The organism is Paenibacillus sp. sgz302191 (assembly GCF_057749925.1).
On the sequence record NZ_JBYLHY010000001.1, the window covers coordinates 22776 to 40379 of the forward strand.

At 54.0% G+C, this 17604-nt stretch carries 16 protein-coding genes; 12 read left to right on the plus strand and 4 right to left on the minus strand.

Annotated features, from left to right (window positions below):
* Window positions 1-404: 404 nt before the first annotated feature.
* The 3 genes from AC3G2T_RS00110 to AC3G2T_RS00120 are packed head-to-tail and all read left to right on the plus strand — an operon-like array spanning window position 405 to window position 4594.
* Window positions 405-2204: a sensor histidine kinase gene (locus AC3G2T_RS00110; protein WP_488434091.1), complete on the plus strand. Its 1800-nt coding sequence runs from the start codon at window positions 405-407 to the stop codon at window positions 2202-2204.
* Entirely contained in the window at window positions 2197-2928 is a 732-nt protein-coding gene (locus tag AC3G2T_RS00115) for a response regulator transcription factor (protein ID WP_488434092.1), read from the plus strand. Before AC3G2T_RS00110 ends, AC3G2T_RS00115 begins: the two co-directional genes overlap by 8 nt.
* Before the next feature lie 34 nt (window positions 2929-2962).
* Window positions 2963-4594: an extracellular solute-binding protein gene (locus tag AC3G2T_RS00120; RefSeq protein ID WP_488434093.1), complete on the plus strand. Its 1632-nt coding sequence runs from the start codon at window positions 2963-2965 to the stop codon at window positions 4592-4594.
* Between the two features lie 85 nt (window positions 4595-4679).
* Here AC3G2T_RS00120 and AC3G2T_RS00125 read toward each other — a convergent pair whose 3' ends face one another.
* A complete protein-coding gene (locus tag AC3G2T_RS00125; RefSeq protein ID WP_474682011.1) occupies window positions 4680-5531 on the minus strand; it encodes a helix-turn-helix domain-containing protein in 852 nt (283 codons plus the stop codon).
* A gap of 156 nt (window positions 5532-5687) precedes the next feature.
* Between AC3G2T_RS00125 and AC3G2T_RS00130 the strand changes: the two genes are divergently transcribed.
* The gene (locus AC3G2T_RS00130; RefSeq protein ID WP_488434094.1) at window positions 5688-6542 is read left to right on the plus strand and encodes a sugar phosphate isomerase/epimerase family protein; all 855 of its coding nucleotides are present in this window, start codon (window positions 5688-5690) and stop codon (window positions 6540-6542) included.
* Between the two features lie 237 nt (window positions 6543-6779).
* A complete protein-coding gene (locus tag AC3G2T_RS00135; protein ID WP_474682013.1) occupies window positions 6780-7784 on the plus strand; it encodes an AI-2E family transporter in 1005 nt (334 codons plus the stop codon).
* Window positions 7785-7941: 157 nt separating this feature from the next.
* On the opposite strand, the gene AC3G2T_RS00140 is transcribed toward AC3G2T_RS00135, so the two are convergent.
* Window positions 7942-8307: a hypothetical protein gene (locus AC3G2T_RS00140; protein WP_488434095.1), complete on the minus strand. Its 366-nt coding sequence runs from the start codon at window positions 8305-8307 to the stop codon at window positions 7942-7944.
* A 139-nt stretch (window positions 8308-8446) separates the two neighbouring features.
* On the opposite strand from AC3G2T_RS00140, the gene AC3G2T_RS00145 reads away from it, so the two are divergent.
* From AC3G2T_RS00145 to AC3G2T_RS00175, 7 genes are all read left to right on the plus strand, one after another.
* Window positions 8447-8797, plus strand: coding sequence for a hypothetical protein (locus tag AC3G2T_RS00145; RefSeq protein ID WP_474682015.1), 351 nt, complete (start codon window positions 8447-8449; stop codon window positions 8795-8797).
* Window positions 8798-9068: 271 nt separating this feature from the next.
* Window positions 9069-9503 carry a MarR family winged helix-turn-helix transcriptional regulator gene (locus AC3G2T_RS00150; RefSeq protein WP_474682268.1) on the plus strand — a complete coding sequence of 145 codons (435 nt, stop codon included), beginning with the start codon at window positions 9069-9071 and terminating at the stop codon, window positions 9501-9503.
* A complete protein-coding gene (locus AC3G2T_RS00155) occupies window positions 9500-10159 on the plus strand; it encodes an HlyD family secretion protein (protein ID WP_474682016.1) in 660 nt (219 codons plus the stop codon). Before AC3G2T_RS00150 ends, AC3G2T_RS00155 begins: the two co-directional genes overlap by 4 nt.
* Before the next feature lie 11 nt (window positions 10160-10170).
* Window positions 10171-11487, plus strand: a complete 1317-nt coding sequence (locus AC3G2T_RS00160; RefSeq protein ID WP_474682017.1) for an efflux RND transporter periplasmic adaptor subunit — start codon at window positions 10171-10173, stop codon at window positions 11485-11487.
* A 14-nt stretch (window positions 11488-11501) separates the two neighbouring features.
* Window positions 11502-13112: a DHA2 family efflux MFS transporter permease subunit gene (locus AC3G2T_RS00165; protein ID WP_488434096.1), complete on the plus strand. Its 1611-nt coding sequence runs from the start codon at window positions 11502-11504 to the stop codon at window positions 13110-13112.
* A 30-nt stretch (window positions 13113-13142) separates the two neighbouring features.
* Window positions 13143-14882: a hypothetical protein gene (locus AC3G2T_RS00170; RefSeq protein ID WP_474682019.1), complete on the plus strand. Its 1740-nt coding sequence runs from the start codon at window positions 13143-13145 to the stop codon at window positions 14880-14882.
* Between the two features lie 1111 nt (window positions 14883-15993).
* The gene (locus AC3G2T_RS00175; RefSeq protein ID WP_488434097.1) at window positions 15994-17004 is read left to right on the plus strand and encodes an LLM class flavin-dependent oxidoreductase; all 1011 of its coding nucleotides are present in this window, start codon (window positions 15994-15996) and stop codon (window positions 17002-17004) included.
* Between the two features lie 34 nt (window positions 17005-17038).
* On the opposite strand, the gene AC3G2T_RS00180 is transcribed toward AC3G2T_RS00175, so the two are convergent.
* Together AC3G2T_RS00180 and AC3G2T_RS00185 are read right to left on the minus strand one after the other, a co-directional pair.
* A complete protein-coding gene (locus AC3G2T_RS00180; RefSeq protein WP_488434098.1) occupies window positions 17039-17278 on the minus strand; it encodes a hypothetical protein in 240 nt (79 codons plus the stop codon).
* A 4-nt stretch (window positions 17279-17282) separates the two neighbouring features.
* Window positions 17283-17594, minus strand: a complete 312-nt coding sequence (locus tag AC3G2T_RS00185) for a hypothetical protein (RefSeq protein WP_488434099.1) — start codon at window positions 17592-17594, stop codon at window positions 17283-17285.
* Window positions 17595-17604: the final 10 nt, after the last annotated feature.

A 17604-nucleotide genomic window follows, 5' to 3' on the forward strand; every position in this document is an offset into this window, starting at 1 on the left:
TGGCGAAAAACCTGCGAAAGTACAGGAATTTTCGATAAAAATGAATCTGAGCGCGTGTACTCGGTGAAAAGCCTGCACTTTTGCAGGAATTGTTCGTGGCCAGCGTTCAAGGACAGAAATTCCTGTATTTTTGCAGGTTTTCTTTGTGCAGCCAACCAGATTCCGGCTATTGCCTTTGACTTGGGGGGCAAAAGTCTGCGAATGCACAGATCCCAGCGCACGCAGAAGCATCGCATGACGGCGGTCAGCGCACGGCGTTTTTATCCTGTCGAGCCTGCCGAATAGTTAACAGCAGAAAATGGTGTTATTCAGCACTTCGTTATGCTAAAATTAGCATAATGCAATAATTCATACATGAATTATTATTGAATATTTGAAAGCGGATTCAGAAGGCGTGGGGTTGCGTGATCAGACGGTCGTTGATGCTTAGATGGAATAACATCCGCTTGCGGAACAAGCTTTTGATTTTGTATTTTGTCGCCGTGTTTGTCCCCGTCATTTTTACGAATGCGGCTTTTTACGGGATTACGGCCGAAAATGTGAAAGCGCAAAAAGTGTCCGATTTGCAGCGTGCGCTGGAAAAAAACAGGGACAGCTTCCGCAAAGTCATGGACGGTATTATCGGGATCACCTCGGTGTTGTACACGGACAGTGTGCTTAGCGACGCGCTCGATAAGCGTTATGCAAACACGAACGAGATGCTCACCGCTTACAACTCAATTATGAACAACTCGTTGAACCGGTATGTTCCGATCAATAAACAGTTTTACAACGCATATTTGTACACGAATAACGAGACGCTGATCAGTTCCGGCGTGCTCAGGTTTATCGACAAGCGGACGGAGAACGAGGAATGGTTGAGGCGCTTGCAGGCGAGTCCGGTCATTGGAGAGTTACAAATTTACACGAACAAGTATGAAAGCGCTGTTTCCCCGCAGGATGCGATCAAACCGGGGCAGCCGTATCTCAGCGTCATTCGGAAGCTGGATTTTTTCCGCGGAAGCGAGTCGTACACCAAGCTGCTGAAAATCGATATCCTCCCGCAATTCGTCAAAGATACGCTGCAGGACAGCTCCTTTCAGGGCAAAATATTTTTGGTGAACGGAGAGGGGACTGTCGTTTACGCTTCGAGCGAGAGCGATGTCCCGTTGGAGCGGCAGATGAAGGATAAGGAAAGCCTGGTCATCGCGAGCTCTTTCGACAACGTGAACTATTTGAAAGGCTGGCAGATGATCGGGATTTATCCGCAGGGGCAATTGGTGGGAGCACTGCAGCAATCGCGCTTGTCCTTCGTGTACTTGACATGCGCCAACCTGCTCGTGCCCAGCTTGATCATTATGTTCCTCTCCCGTTCGCTGAACTCACGCATCGTGCTGCTGTGGAAGCAGATGAAGCTCGTGAAAAATCAGAACTTCAATCCGGTCCGCGTGGAACAGGCCAACGATGAAATCGGTCAGTTGACCGAAGAATTCAACCGCATGACCGTGCAGATCAGCGAACTGATCCGGGACGTGTACGTGGCGGAGCTGGACCGCAGGCAGGCGCAACTGAACGCGCTGCAGAGCCAGATCAACCCGCACTTTCTGTTCAATACGCTGGAAACGATCCGCATGAACAGCATCGTCAAAAACGAGCCGGAGACAGCGGCCGTCATCAAGCGGCTGGCCCGCAGCTTCCGCCGGTCGCTGACATGGGGCAACGATTCGATCCCGATCCGCGAGGAGATGGAATTCATTCTGGACTTTCTGGAAATTCAGAAATTCCGTTTCGAGCACCGGCTGTCCTACGAGCTGGATATCGACGATGGGGCGCTGTTCGTATGCGTGCCGAAGATGAGCATACTGCCTATCGTCGAGAACGCATGCATTCACGGCATTGAAAATCTGGAAAAGGCCGGGCTGATCCGGGTCGCCGCCCGCTGCCAGGACGGCTGCGTCTGCTTCGAAGTGTCCGACAACGGCGCCGGCATGGATGCGGAGAGGGTGGAGGAGCTCCTCGGATCGATCAGAGGCGATGCGGATTCAGGCGACCACGTAGGATTAAAAAATGTGTATGACCGGCTTAAGCTTTATTACGACGAAGACTTCAGCTTGACGTTTGCGTCGGAGCCGGGCAAGGGAACTACGGTGAAGCTGCGGTTTCCGGTCCGCCGCCCGGCCGGTCATGAGGAATCCGCACCCGTAAGGAGGAATTTGCATGTATAGAACGCTTCTTGTAGAAGACGAACGCAAGATGAGAGAAGGCTTGAAACGCATCGTTCCCTGGCAGGAGCATGGCTTTGACTTGTGCGGCGATGTAGAGAACGGGCGCGAGGCGCTTGCTTTTATCGAGCAGGAGAAGCCAGATTTGGTCATTACCGATGTGCGCATGCCGGTTTTGGACGGGCTGGAGCTGATGATGGAGGTATCCGGCCGCATCGACTGCCAGTTCATTTTCATCTCGGGGTTCAGCGAATTCGATTATGTCAAGGTGGCCCTTCGCTACGGGGCGATCGATTATTTGCTGAAGCCGCTCGACGAAGATCAGCTTGTCGAGGCGCTGACGCGGGCCAGACAGCGGCTTGACCGGGAAGCGCTTCTGTCTCCTGCTCCCGTTTCACCGGCCTCCGCCAGCGGGGCGGTAGACGAAGTCATCTTGTACGTCCGCGACAAGTACAGCAGCCACATTACGATCAAGGAGATCGCCGGCAAACTGTATATGCACCCCATTTATTTGGGCCAGTTGTTTAAAAAGAAGACGGGCGTCTATTTCAACGACTTCGTCCATCAAACCCGGATCGAAGAGGCGCAGCGGCTGCTTCACTCAACGACGAAAAAAGTGTTCGAAATCGCGCTGCAGGTCGGCTATAGCGACACCGACTATTTCGTCCAGCAGTTCAAAAAAGCGACGGGCTGCACGCCTTCCCAATACCGGATCGGCATCGGCTGAGCGAGCGCGGCGGCCAAGGGCAGGGGGAGCAAATATGAAAAAAAGAGCGCTTTCAGCATGGTTGGCTCTATCGTTGCCGGTGTTTTTTCTAAGCGCATGCGGTCAGGGAGCGGCTCCCGCCGAGCCCGGGAAACAAGCGCCCGTCACCTTCACTTATTTTCTCAACGCCCCGGGAGATCCCGTGCCTGAGCATACCAAGCTGGGGGACCTATTTACGGCAAAAACGGGCGTGACCGTCGCTTATGAGCGCATCGTCGGCGAAATCGAGCAAAAGCTCGGCGTCATGATCGCCAGCGGCGATTATCCGGACCTCATCTACGGCGGCGATAAAATGTTTATTTTGATCGACGCGAAAGCGCTGATTCCGCTGGAAGATTTGATTGAATCCCATGCGCCGAACATCAAAAAAATTTACGGTCCGTACTGGGACCGCATCAAGGCCGCGGACGGGCACATTTACGCGCTCCCTTTCGGCGTGCCGGCCGGTCAGCCGAGCCGGACGATCAATGCGGCTTTTTGGGTGCAGAAGAAAGTATTGAAAGAGGCCGGCTATCCGTCAATCAAGACGTTCGACCAATATGCGGAGCTGCTTAAACATTACGCCAAGCGGCATCCCCGGACCGAGGATGGAGCGGCAACGATTCCTTTTGAAATATTGACCTACGATTCCCGCAATTTCACGCTCACGACGGCGATGCAGTTTTTGGCGGGCGGTCCCAACGATTCGCGCGCGATGATAAATCCCGGGACGAACGAGCTGAATTTTTACCAAACGGACGAAAACATCACCAAACGCTACTACGCCAAGCTAAACGAAATGTTTAACGAGGGATTGATCGATAAGGAAGCGTTCGTGATGAACTATGATCAATATTTGGCCAAGCTGTCCAGCGGCCGGGTGCTCGGGATGTTCGATCAATACTGGCAGTTTCAGGATGCGCAAATGGTGCTGAAGCAGCAGGGGAAATGGGACGAGATGTACGCGCCGCTGCAGCTCACCTTCGATGAGGGCGTGAGGGCGGATTATTTGGATACGCCGATGATGAATTACGGCTTCGGCTTCGGCATCTCAATCAACTGTGCCGATCCGGTCCGCGCCATCGAGTTTGCCGATTTCATGGCCGGCGAGCAGTCGCAGGTGATGCGGCGCTGGGGCGTGCAAGGCGAGGATTACATGGTAAACGCACAGGGGCGCTTTTACCGTACGGAAGAGCAGCGGGCTTTCTTCAAAAGCAAGGAGAACCGGAACAGCTGGAGCGGCGACATTCTGTACTTTTGGCCGGGATCGTCGGGCACGATGCCGGACGGCAACAGCTACGATCCGCAAACCCAGCCGGAGGAAAAAGCGGCCGATTACAGCAACGCGGACAAAAAGCTGCTGAAGGCGTACGGCGTTTCGTCCTACGAGGAGCTGTTCAACCCGCCTGATGCGAGGCGCAAATATTTTCCGGCCTGGAGCATCGAGCTTTCCGCCAAAGGCAAAGTTTTCGAGCAAAAGCTGAAAGATATCAACAAAAAATATCCGCCGCAAATGGTCGTCGCCGGCTCGCAGGACGAATTTGAAAAGCTCTGGAGCGAATACGTCGATAGCGTCCGGCACCTTGATGTCCAGGGCTGGCTGGACGAGCTGAAGCGGAAAATAACGGAGCGCCAGGAAAAATGGTGAAGCCCGCGGAGCGGCCCGGCCCGGTCCGGCCTGGGGATCGGGAGTCTGTCCGGCGGAGCCCCTGCCGAGTTCATCCGGCAGTCTCTTAGCTCCGCCGCTGCAGCGCCTGATACTGCCTTGGCGGAAGGCCGACGATCTTTTTGAACGTGCGGATGAAGTTCGAATAGTCGTTGAAGCCCGCCTGCTGGCAGGTGTCGGTCACGGTGCAGCCCTTGCGGAGCAGCAGCTTGGCTCTGGCGATGCGCTTGAACAAGATGTGCTCGTGAATCGTACTGCCCGTATGCTTCTTGAACAGCCGGCACAAGTAAGAGCGGTTCATGAACACGACGTGTTCCAGTTGTTCCAGGGACAGATCCTGCTCCAAATTCTCGTCGATGTAGGCGAGGAGCGAGATCAATTTGTCGGGCATCATCGTCTGCTCGTCCTGCTTGTCCTGGCCCTGGAAGACGCGGTTGATGAAAACGAGCAGCTCGATGAAAGCGGATACGTACAAAATATCCGAGCCTGCGGGGGCATTCGGACGGCTTAACGTTTCCATGCGTTCGTACAGCTTCATAATGGTATCGATCTGCTGGGGCGTCAGCCGCATGCGGTTCCGTTCGCCGGAAGGCCGGTTCGCGAAGCAGTCAAGCAGCTCAAAGCCCGGGGAACTGAACTGCCCGATCAGCTTCGGATTGAAGTGGATGACGATCACCTCGTACCGCTGCCTTTTGGTCTGAAAATTCGCCCTGTGCAGCTCGCTGCTGTTCATGATGAGCAGATCGCCGTATTGCAGCGGATACACCTGTTTTTCTATAAAATAATGGACTTGGCCTGTCAGGAAAAAGTAGATTTCGTACAAATCCTGATGCATATGGAATTCGAAAGGAGTCGGGTCATACGTAACGGAATGCCTGAAATTGATCGACTGCTGCAAATTGCGGTAAAGCTCTTGCATCGGCGCTGTCCTCCAAAAAAATGTGAAGTCAAAAAAAGCAAGTTAATGCCCAATTATTGCAAAGAATACGGTTTTATTATACTGCAAAATAAGGGTAAGCGATACTGAATTACGACTTTCATATGGGTTTCCAAAATAAGGGAGGCATTCATAAGGATGAAACTTTCTGTATTCACGGTTTCCGTACCGGATTTAACGCCGGAGCAACTGGCTAAAGCGGCAAAAGCCGCGGGTATCGACGGCATCGAGTGGCGCTACAAGGAAGTGCCGGCCGGCGCGGCGGAAGAAAAGCCTTCTTTCTGGAGAAATAATTTGTGCTCCATCGACCCCGCATCTTCGGATGAGGAGCTTGAGCGCTTTCGTCTGGCGGCTGCCGAGCACGGGCTTGTCAATTTGAGCGTTACGCCGTACTTGACCTGCGGGGATGTCGCGGGTACCGAGCGGGTCATGCAGGTCGCCAAGCGTCTGGGCGCGGGCTTTATCCGCGTCGGCGTTCCGGGATACGACGGCAGCCGTAACTACAACGACTTATTCAGCGAAGCCGTGAATTATTTGCATCATGTGCAGGAGCTCTCCCGGCAGTACGGGGTCAAAGGGCTCGTCGAGATTCACCACAAAACGATAGCGCCAAGCGCGGGACTGGCTCACCGCCTCGTCTCCGGCTTTCATCCGGACGCGATCGGGGTGCTGCATGATGCGGGCAACATGGTGCACGAAGGTTTTGAAAATTTCCGCATGGGCCTTGAGCTGCTTGGGCCGTATTTGGCTCACGTGCATGTCAAGAACGCCAAGTGGCTGCCGAGCGGCGAGCGCCGGGACGGCGTAGAGCTGTGGCATAGCGATTGGGCGCCGCTGGATGAAGGGATCGTCAACTGGAAGCTGCTGCTCGACGACCTTAAAGCAGTGGGCTACGACGGCTACCTCGGCATCGAGGATTTCAGCTCGCAATTCCCGTCCGAGAAAATGCTGCTGAACTTTTCGCGCAAAGTTAACGGATGGCTTGGGGCATAAACATTTATCGAGTAAGCGCTTGGCTTAAGGCGGCATTGCCTTGGCCGGGCGCTTTTTGTTGTTTTGCGGCCCGTCATGTTGCGATAGTCCAGCCATTTTGTGTAAGATGAAATACAGATAATAACAGCGATGAGAGGTGCGCCGCGCAGCTGGCTCGCAAACCGCCTTGGCTTACGCCGGTGCGGTCTGCTTCGGGATTGGCAGGCGCGGAGACATGAATGGAGATGAGTGGGTGAAATGGAAGGCTTGAAGCAGTTTCTTGCGAATTTAACGGTGCGAAGGTTTCTGATTCTTGGCATTATATGCTTGCTGCTGTTCAGCATCAGGGATATGATGAATTTGGTTCTTCTGACTTTTTTGATCGCCTACATCATGAACAGTCTTCAAAGATCGCTTTCCAAATTTTTAAGCAAGTATATGGTGATCAACAGCAAGGTCATCATCATTTTGCTGTACGCGGCCGTAGTCACCGGACTTGTGTTCGCGATCGCGACTTACTTGCCGAAAGTGCTGCACCAAATCAAGCAATTGAAAGATATATTAACGGGATTAACGAGTTTGCCCGCGCCTGAAGACGAGTTTTTGCGGTATTTGTACAAAACGGTGAAGGATTTGGACATTCAGTCCTATGTCAAGCACGGGTTCGAATACATTTTGCGAATCAGCAACTGGAGCACGACTTTTCTGCTCGCGATGGTGCTGAGCCTCGTCTTTATTTTGGAAAAAACGAGAATCGTCGGGTTTACCTCCCGCCTGAAAACGAGCAAGATCGCCTGGCTGTATAACGAGCTGGAGTTTTTCGGCAAAAAGTTCATGCTCTCCTTCGGCAAAGTGATCGAGGCGCAAATTTTGATCGCGCTGTTCAATACCGGTTTTACGATCATTGTCTTGTGGATTTTCGGGTTTCCTTACCTGTTCGCGCTTTCGATCATGATCTTTCTGCTAAGTCTGATTCCGGTGGCGGGCTTCATCATTTCGCTGATCCCGCTGAGCATTATCGGATACAACATAGGCGGGCTGACGATGGTCATCTACGTGCTGATCATGATCGCCGTGCTGCACGTTTTGGAAGGCTACCTGCTGAATCCGAAGCTGATGTCGTCCAAAACGAATCTCCCGATGTTCTACACGCTGATCGTCCTTCTGTTCTCCGAGCACTACATCGGGATATGGGGCCTGATCCTGGGCATTCCGATTTTCGTCTTTTTGCTGGACATCCTGGACGTCGATACGAAAAAATGACCGGATGGCCGCGGGAGGTTCGCGGGCCCGCGGGCAGGTCGATGAGAGACCTGCCTGCGGGGCGAGCACTTGGCCATGCCCGGCGGCAGGCGGCTCGTGGAAGGCCGGCCCAAGGGGCTGCGATAAGGCCCCGGGGCCGGCCGTAAAGCCGCGGCTGCTAGGCGTAAAAGCGTAAAAGCGTAAAAGCGTAAAAGCGTAAAAGCGTAAAAGCGTAAAGGCGTAAAGGCGTAAAAGCGTAAAAGCGTAAAAGCGTAAAAGCGTAAAAGCGTAAAAGCGTAAAAGCGTAAAAGCGTAAAAGCGTAAAAGCGTAAAAGCGTAAAAGCGTAAAAGCGTAAAAGCGTAAAGGCGTAAAAGCGTAAAGGCGTAAAGGCGTAAAGGCGTAAAAGCCATAAAGCTTTAAAGGCGTAAAGCTCAAGGCTGTTAAAGACGCAAACCGCAAACCACAAAACCACAAAACCACAAAACCACAAAACCACAAAACCACAAAACCACAAAACCGTAAAAGACCGCAAACCGGGGTCATCTTTGCCCCTCAGGGGAGCGCCTAATTTTGACGCGGCCGCTCTTTTCCAACCCGCGCCCCTCATGGCTCGGACTGCGGTGCTGCACGGCTGGGGCCTGAGGCGGCTTGGCAAGCCGGGCCAGGGAGAAAGCCTGCAAAAGTGCAGGCTTTTTTCACAAAAAAGGTCCATTTTGGCGAAAAGCCTGCGAAAGTGCAGGAATTTCCGACGAAAATGAACCTGAGCCCATGCGCAGGGTGGAAAAACCTGCACAATTGCAGGAATTTTTCGCTGCTGGCGGATCAACGAGCAAAAGCCTGCACAATTGCAGGAATTTTTCTCTGCCGGCGGATCAACGAGCAAAAACCTGCACAGTTGCAGGTTTTCTCAGCGCAGCCAGGCAGAGACTGTGCTATCGGCTCTGGTGCGGGGGTTCCTCAACAGCCTGATCATTGCAGGCAGGAATGTATCGCTCGCTGCGAACGCATCAAGGAGCGGAAAGCTGCGCTTTAGCGGGTTTTTTGAGGATGCCGGTACCGTCTTGGCCGCCCCTTCTACTGGGGTTTATCGGACAGACTCCAGGCCAAGACCTGAACAAGCTGAATATCGAACATTCAAAGTCACTCGAAACCCGAGTGACTTTTTTCATAATTTTTTTACACAAAACATATTCACAAGATAGGATTCGCGTGCTATGATATGTAACAGCAAAATATTTCGTGTACGAAATATTAGAGTGCGAAATATATCGATGGCAACATAAGGGGGGAATGAATTGGATTCAGTGAGAGAGCTTGCGACAATTATTATGAAACTTCATAAATTGCGCATGGCTTTGCTGCTTCGGGAATTGAAGGATATAGAATTGACGGGACCACAGCTGTTTATATTGAGGGAATTATTTTTAAATGAGCCCCGCAAGCTGAGCGACCTTGCGAAGTCGGTAGGTTTAAGCAACAGCACGGTATCGGGGATCGCGGATCGTCTGGAACGGAACGGCCTGATCGAACGGCAAAGAGATGAGCAGGATCGCCGCATCGTCTGGATTCGGACGACGAACTTTTGCCAAAGTTTCAAAAAGGATCGTCTGGAAACGATTAACGGCGAGTTATATGCCGGTATTGAAGCCGCATTTACACCGGAGCAAATCGATATGTGCAAAGATGTGTTAACAAAGATGATGGAACATTTAGAGAAAAAGCTGGAGGGAACGGAATGAATAGAAAAATCATATTGATCGTTATTCTCGTCATTATGGTGTTGAGCGGCGGGGGTATCGGAGGCTACTACTGGTATCAAGGTGCGAATTTCGTCACTACGGACGATGCCCGCATTGCCGGAGACATTTACCGGGTGATGCCTCGTATTTCGGGTAAAATCAATACGCTCGGCGTCAAAGTGGGCGATACGGTTGTAGCCGATCAAATCGTCGGTCAACAGGATATTACGAATTTATCGAACAGCCTGCTCGATCAGGCGGCGCTGCGCGCTCCTATCGGCGGTACGATCATTCAAACTGCCGCCAAAGTCGGCGAAGTCGTTTCGCCGGGACAGTCCGTTGCCATGATCGTAGATAAAAATGCGCTATATGTTTCGGCCGATATCGAAGAAACGAAAATCAAGAAGATCAAGGTCGGCCAGCCGGTAACGTTTACTCTGGATACATATGCCGGAAAGGAATTCCAAGGCAAAGTGTATGAAATCGGCCAGGCAACGGCGTCCACGTTCTCATTGCTGCCTTCCACAACGACAAGCGGCAATTTTACAAAAGTTACTCAACGCATGAACGTAAAGATATCCATCGACGATCATCAGGGACTCGATCTGGCTCCCGGCATGAATGCTGCAATTAAAATCCATATCAAAGGGGAGTAAGGTGAGCACCCATGAAAAAACATTTGAATGTTATGTTATCGATAAGCGTACTTGCCGGAGCCATGATGATGGTCAGCGGCTGCGGAAGCGCACCGACGAACGCCGCTTCCTCTGACGTGCCGAGCGTCAAAGTGATCACTCTCGGAAGCACGGCTGCAGCCGGAGCAAGCGGGAAGCTCGCTGCCGACCAGACGGTGCAGGTCGTATCCAAAATCAGCGGCAAAATCGCCAGCGTAGCTGTCGAGGAAGGCGCCAAAGTGAAAAAGGGCGACGTGCTCGTGCAGCTCGATACGGACGATCTGACGCAGCAGCTGGACCAGGCGCAGGCCGGGCTGACCGCTTCGCAAGCGAAGCTGGCGGATACGGAAGCCGGGGCGCGCTCCCAGGACATCCAGGCGGCGCAAGCGGCCGTCGAGCAGGCCAAAGCGGCGTCAAGCCAAGCGGCTGCCGGCGTAGCGCAAGCGCAAGCGGCATATGATCTGGTTACGAAAAACTATAACCATGCGAAAAACTTTTTCGATCAGGGCGATGTCACCCAGGATGATCTGGATAAAGTGACTTTGGACTATCAAAAGGCCAAATCGGCCTATGATTCTGCGGTTTCGCAGCAGCAGGCCGCGAGTGCGCAGCTGTCCGGAGCGCAGGCGAAGCTAAGCTTGCTGAAAGAAGGCGCGACGTCCAATACGCTGGAAGCTCTCAAAGCGGATGTGACCCGCACGCAAGCGTCGCTCAATCTGGCGCAAATCGCAGTGAACAATGCGGCTGTCGTCTCGCCGATCGACGGCGTTATCGTCAAGAAAAACGTCAATGCCGGCGAAATGGCGCAAGCAGGGTCGCCTCTGCTGACGGTGGTGAGCATGGATCAGGTGAAAGTCGAAGTCAGCGTGCCTGAGGATATGGTAGGCTCCGTCAAGCAGGGAACCAAAGCGACGGTGCTCGTGCCGAGCATTCCGGGCAAAACGTTCGAAGGAACGGTCACTTTCGTGAGCCCCGTATCCGATACGAACAACAATACGTTCCCGGTTAAGCTGACCGTCGGCAACGCGGACGGAGCGCTGCATGCGGGAGCCGTCGCCAGCGTTGCGTTTGGCGGAAGCGGCGGCGAGAGCCGTTTGGAAATTCCGAAGGCGGCCGTCGTTCAAAAGAACGGCAAGTCGGTCGTTTACAAATTGAGCGGTGATACGGTTCATCCGGTCGAACTGCAGACGGAAGATAAAAATCAGGATTGGGTCTATCTCAAAGGGGACGCGAGCCTGAAAGCAAATGATAAAATCGTCGTAAATCCAGGCGATAAGCTCGCGGACGGCGCCAAGGTGCGCGCCGAGTAAAGGGGGATACGAGCATGTCAGCAACAGCGACCCCTGCAACTGAAGGGCAAGTGGAAGATAAGATCACGGGATACCAGTGGCTTGCCTTGATGGTATTGATTTTGGGCACGTTCCTTGCCATTCTCGACAACAGTTTGATGAACGTTGCATTGCCCAAGCTGATGGCCGTATTCGGCTCCTCGCAAACGGACATCGAATGGGTCGTTACCGGGTACATGCTGGCCTCGGCGGTCGTTGTGCCGATGGGCGGTTTTTTATCCGACCGGTTCGGCTATAAGACGACGTTTTTGTCGACGGTCGTTGCCTTTATTATCGGATCTATTTTATGCGGTGTGGCCTGGAGCGATACGAGCCTCATCATTTTCAGGATCATTCAAGGCTTGGGCGGAGGCTTCATCATGCCAGTCGGGATGGCGATGCTGTATCAGATCATGCCCCGCAGCAAAATCCAGGTAGCGATGGGCATCTGGGGAATCGCCGCCATGGCGGCGCCCGCGATGGGGCCTACGCTCAGCGGATATTTGGTCGACAACTTCAGCTGGCGCTACTTGTTTTACATCAACGTTCCGATCGGCATTCTGGCGGTGGCTCTGGGTTTTATTATTTTACAGGAGACGCCGAGACGGACAGGGCTCAAGTTTGATTTTACGGGCAGTATTTTATCGATGATCGTCTTCGGTACGCTGCTGCTCGCTTTAACCGACGGCCAGACGGACGGATGGACTTCCTTTTATATTGTCGGCTTGTTCTTTATTTCGTTTTTCAGTTTTGTGCTGCTCATCTGGGTGGAGCTGGGCAAAGAAAATCCGATCATGGATTTCCGGCTGTTCAAAAACTCCGTTTTTTCCCTTAGTACGGCAGCGTCCAGCTTCGTCATGATTTCGATGCAGGGCGGCATTTATTTGATGCCGATTTTCATGCAAAGCGTATCGGGTCTGACGCCGATGCAGACAGGGCTCGTCATGATGCCGCAATCGATTGCGATGGCGTTCATGATGCCGATTGCCGGCAGATTGGTGACCAAGTACGGCATCGTTCCGCTCGGCGTAGTCGGGCTGGCGATTATCGGGTTCAGTACGCTGGAACTGCACGTGCTTTCCCAGCAAACGTCCATGCACTGGATCAGCGGCCTGCTAATTATTCGCGGTATCGGAATCGGCTTATGCATGATGCCGTTGTCTTCCGCAGGGATGAATACATTGCCGAACCATATGATCGGCAGAGCGTCTTCCGTCTCCAACGTCGTTCGGAACGTTATGGCATCACTCGGCATCGCGGTGCTAACAAGCATTATGAGCAACAAATCCACACAGTACGGGACAAAATTCAATGAACTTATTTCTTCCAATTCACCGGCATACGCGGATTTCCAAAGCAATGTCGTGCACCGTTACTTGGAGCTTGGCACCGATACGGGCTCTGCAACCAGCGGCGTGATCGGCGTCCTGTATTCCCTGGTGTCCAAAGAAGCTCTGACCAGAGCGATTACCGATACGCTTGTCATATCTGCCATTCCTGCCTTTCTTTCCATCGTGCTGGTCCTGTTCCTGAGACAGAAGAAAAAGGAGAAGGCGGCGCAGCAAGAAGGCTCTGAAGCTCAACATCATGTTATGGTCGAAATGTAAAACAGCTTAAAGAAGGAAGGAATCTTACCGATGAAAATCCAATTCAAACAAGTTGCGATGACTGTACTTTTGTCCTCCTCACTGCTCATATCCGGGCTGCCCGCCCTGGCTGACGGTACGGCTTCCGCAGCAGTCGCAGCGCCATTAGCCGCATATGATTTGAACAGCAGCCTGCATGTTTCCGTAGAAGGAGTTTTCAACGAAAAAACATCCTCGGGCGTGCGCCTTGGCGCGGTAATCCGAGTCAACAATACGAGCGATCAAACCGTGCGTATTCCCGACCACGAGCTGCGCCTTGCCACGAGCGACGGCACTGTGTATACGCTGCGTCCGAGCAGCGGCAACGCTCATGGCGTGCAGCCGAACTCCGAGGTGGAATTGACCTATATGAAGGTCATCAACCGCCAAACGGAAGTCAGCCTGACCGATTTGTCACTGGTTGACGTTAACTACGACGTGTATCCGAAGCAGGAGACGACGCTGTTCACTGTACCAGTAGGCGCAACGTCCTGGAACGGCAGCCGCTCTACGTTTCAGGATACAGCCTTGATCAAGGCATGGGGAGATACTTTTGCCATTCCTACTCTTGAATCGGCTTTGACATACAAGCCTGTCGACATCAGCAGAAGCAACACCAATCAAGGGGCCGCTTATTTGGTCAAGCTGTTGGTGGAGAATCCGTCCGAGCAGACGGAAACGGTACCTGCCTTGCAACTGGACGGCAAAAGCAAAACGAACGTATACACAGGCAAGCAAGTAGAAGCAAGCGGTGTAACATTGGAGCCGGGCGAGAAAAAATATATCCACTTCGCCATCAATGCGGAGATGGATACCGTGCTGGAAAGCCTCAACGTGCTGACCCCGGAAACTTTTACGCAAGCAGACGCTTCAGGCAAAACGACAACGTCGAGCTTTAGCGTAGGCAAGCTGAACATTCAACTGCCAGGCGGCAAGCCGGCGGCTGCCAGCTACAAATACGGCGATCCAATTGCTTTTGAAAAGTGGAACTCCGTCATCAATCAAGATCTTAACGTTTCGCTGGTTGAGCTTCATGTGGCGGATAACCATGATCAGGGCAACAAGCTTGCTATCGCCAAGTTTAAATTAAACAACAAAGGGCAAAGTCCTGTTCCGGTTCCCGCTTTCCAAACCGAAATTACGAGCCCGACCGGCTACGATTACGCAGGCGAGAGACAAAAAGATGCGCAGCAAAGCGTAGCGCCCGGAAGCTCCGTCGTCGTCAGCTATGCTTTCGTGCTCCCGGCTTCAGAGACGAGCGACACGTTCGCGATGAAGCTGCAGGACGTGGTTACAGGAGCTGCCGACGGCGGCACTGCGCCGACTTACAAATCGACGATCGCGTCTTACAAAGTTACGGCGCAAGGCAACGAGGACAGTCATAAAATCGGTCTGTATCCATATACTGTGGATATCAAGGGTTCTTCCTTAACGCAAACATGGGCCGTCGGATCAGCGAACAAATTCACGTACCGCTTGTGGCTGTCGCTGGGCATCGAACAAGATTCGAACGTGCTGGTCGGCAAAGACTTCTCCAAGCTGAAATTCGAGCTTGTTGACGGCAGCGGCAGCAGCCTGGGCACGCAGTCGTTCCCGCTGACAGGAACCGGCCGCCTCGTGAGCGGCGATCAGAAGCTGTTCTTTACGAACATCACGACGGATCAAAATGAAAACAATGTCAGTGTCAAAGTATATGAATCGATCGACACGCCGACAGGCGAAGTGGATCGGCTTATTACCGAATTGAAATAAGAGCGGGGGGGACCTATCGGGCTGTTTCCATAAAGGTATCAGCAAGTGAGCCGGTCCCGGACGATGCGACAAGACGCCTCCAACACCACGATGCAAGTGGGGATGAGGCGTCTTTTTTTGCGGCGCTGAAGGCGCCCCGAAGCGGCGGGAGCGGTGCGGAGGCGCCGTGGCGGTACGGTCCGGTGGTCGACGACAGCTGCCCGCCGTGGCGGTACGGTCCGGTGGTCGACGACAACTGCCCGTCCGTGATGGTGCGGCTCAGTGGTCGTCGCTAACTGTCCGTCGTGGCGTTGCGTGCCGCTGGACTTCGTCAGCTGCCCGTCGTGGCGTTGCGGTCTGGTGGTCGACGACAGCTGCCCGTCCGTGATGGTGCGGCTCAGTGGTCGTCGCTAACTGTCCGTCGTGGCGTTGCGGTCCGGTGGTCGACGACAGCTGCCCGCCGTGGCGTTGCTTGCCGCTGACCGCCGAACAGCTTACTCGCTAAAAATCACCGGCCACGCGCCGAAAACCTGCAAAAGTGCATCTTTTTGCTCCTTGATGCTCTGGCTGGGAATAATTCCTGCAAATCTGCAGTTTTTTTCGCTAATTATCGAGATTGGCCCTGGTTTGATGGGAAATTCCTGCACAATTGCAGGTTTTTCCTCTAAACGCCCCGTTTCCGATGAAAAAGCCTGCACATTTGCAGGTTTTGGAGTCGGAAGGGGAGACCGCCATGAAGGAAGGGGCAGCACCACTGCTGCTCAGATCGCTGCGTCGTCTTAAGGAGCACCCAACGGGCGACTAGCCCGCAGTTAAACTTTTGGTAGCATCATGTAACCGTGGCTTAGCAGAACGAAATCTGCTTGTCGGAACGTTGGAAGACGAGGTTTCCATGCAAATAACGATGGAGGCTCAGCGGTGGAGTGCCAGCTGTGAAGGCACAACGGCGGGGGCCTGAAACTTTTGTTGCTGCAGACCCTTTTATGAGTTTGCGCGCGGTGCTGCGCTGCATGACGGCGGTCGGTCGACCACTTTCATCGTTCCGTGTGAGGGAGGGGCGCAACTTTTTGCGGGTGCGGCTGGTATAATCGAGGTATCGCCTTGGGGCGATGGGAAAAGTAGGGGGTACGAGATGCTCAAGCTTAGTGTATTGGACCACTCTCCGGTTGCGACGGGGACTATGCATAGTGAAGCGATCCGCCAGACGATTCGGCTTGCCGAGGCTGCCGACCGGCTGGGCTACACCCGGTTCTGGGTGTCGGAGCACCATAATTCGCAAGGGCTGGCAGGCTCCTCGCCGGAAGTGTTCATCTCCACGCTCGCTGCCCGTACGAACCGCATCCGGCTTGGCTCCGGAGGCGTTTTGCTGCCGCACTACAGCGCCTACAAGGTCGCTGAGAATTTTCGCTTGCTCGAGGCGCTTTATCCGGGACGCATCGACTTAGGGATCGGGCGTGCGCCGGGAGGCACGCCGCATACGGCCAGCGCGCTGCGGGGCGGCAGCGCGAATCTGTTCGAGGGACTTGACCGGTTCCCGGGTCAAGTCGCGGATTTGGTCCGGTTCCTCACCGATTCGGTGGAACCGGGGCATCCTTTTGAGGGCATCCGCGCCACCCCTTTGGTGGATCGGATGCCCCAGGTGTGGCTGCTCGGCTCCAGCGGGCAGAGCGGGATCTATGCGGCGCAGACAGGCGCGGCGTTCTGCTTTGCGCATTTCATCAACGGAGCGGGCGGACAGAAGGTGACGCGCAGCTACCGCAGCGCATTCCGGCCGTCCTCGCTGAATGTTGTGCCGCAGGCGATGGTCGGCGTCTACGTCGTATGCGCCGAGACGGAAGCGGAGGCGCAGTGGCTGGCGCGGTCGCTGGACCTGCAAATTCTGCGCGTGGAGAAGGGCCAGTTCCACGGCGTCCCGACGCCGGAGGAAGCGACCGCTTTTCCGTATTCCGAGTGGGATCAGACACGGATTCGGGACAACCGCAAGCGCATGATCATCGGCAACCCCGCGCAAGTGCGGGATCGGCTGCTCGCTTTGGCGGCAGACTACCAGGTGGACGAAGTGATGGTCGTGGCGGCAGGGTTTCACTTTGAAACGAGGCTGCGTACTTGCGAGCTGCTGGCAAGAGCGTTCCAATTGGTATGATCGCCGATGCCGCGTCCGGTCCCGGGAGTCAGTCTCAGGAGCTTGCCCGAAGGAGTTGTTTTTGTGCAAACCCAAAGAATAATGACTGCCTTTTAAGCCGCTCGCGCTGCATAGAATCTGTCATTTCGCATAAGCACACCGAGTCGCGTTTCGTCCGGCACCGCCCTAGCGGCTGCTCTTTTTCGGTCCGTTTGTTGATCTCGCCGGTTACGACAAAAGCGAGTTCTTCGTTGCCGAACAGCGAGAGCACGCCGAGGAGCGTTTCGTCGGGCACTGTCCTAGCGGCCGCTTTTTTTGGGCCTTTTGGCGATCTCGCCGGTTACGACAAAGGCGAGTTCTTCGTTGCCGAACAGCGAGAGCACGCCGAGCAGCGTTTCGTCCGGCACTTCGCCGGCTTCTTCCTTGGGGACGGTCAGCTCAAGAGCTTGCTGCAGCAGGACGTTGTCCGTTTGATCGGGGTAGGCCTGACGGTACAATTCGGCTGGGTCAAGGCCGCGGTTGACGCACCATTGGGCGAATACGAGAATCATCATCTGCTCATCGCGCTGATAATTGCGGATAATTTGTTGTTCGAGATCTTTTTGGCTCATAGCGGTTGGA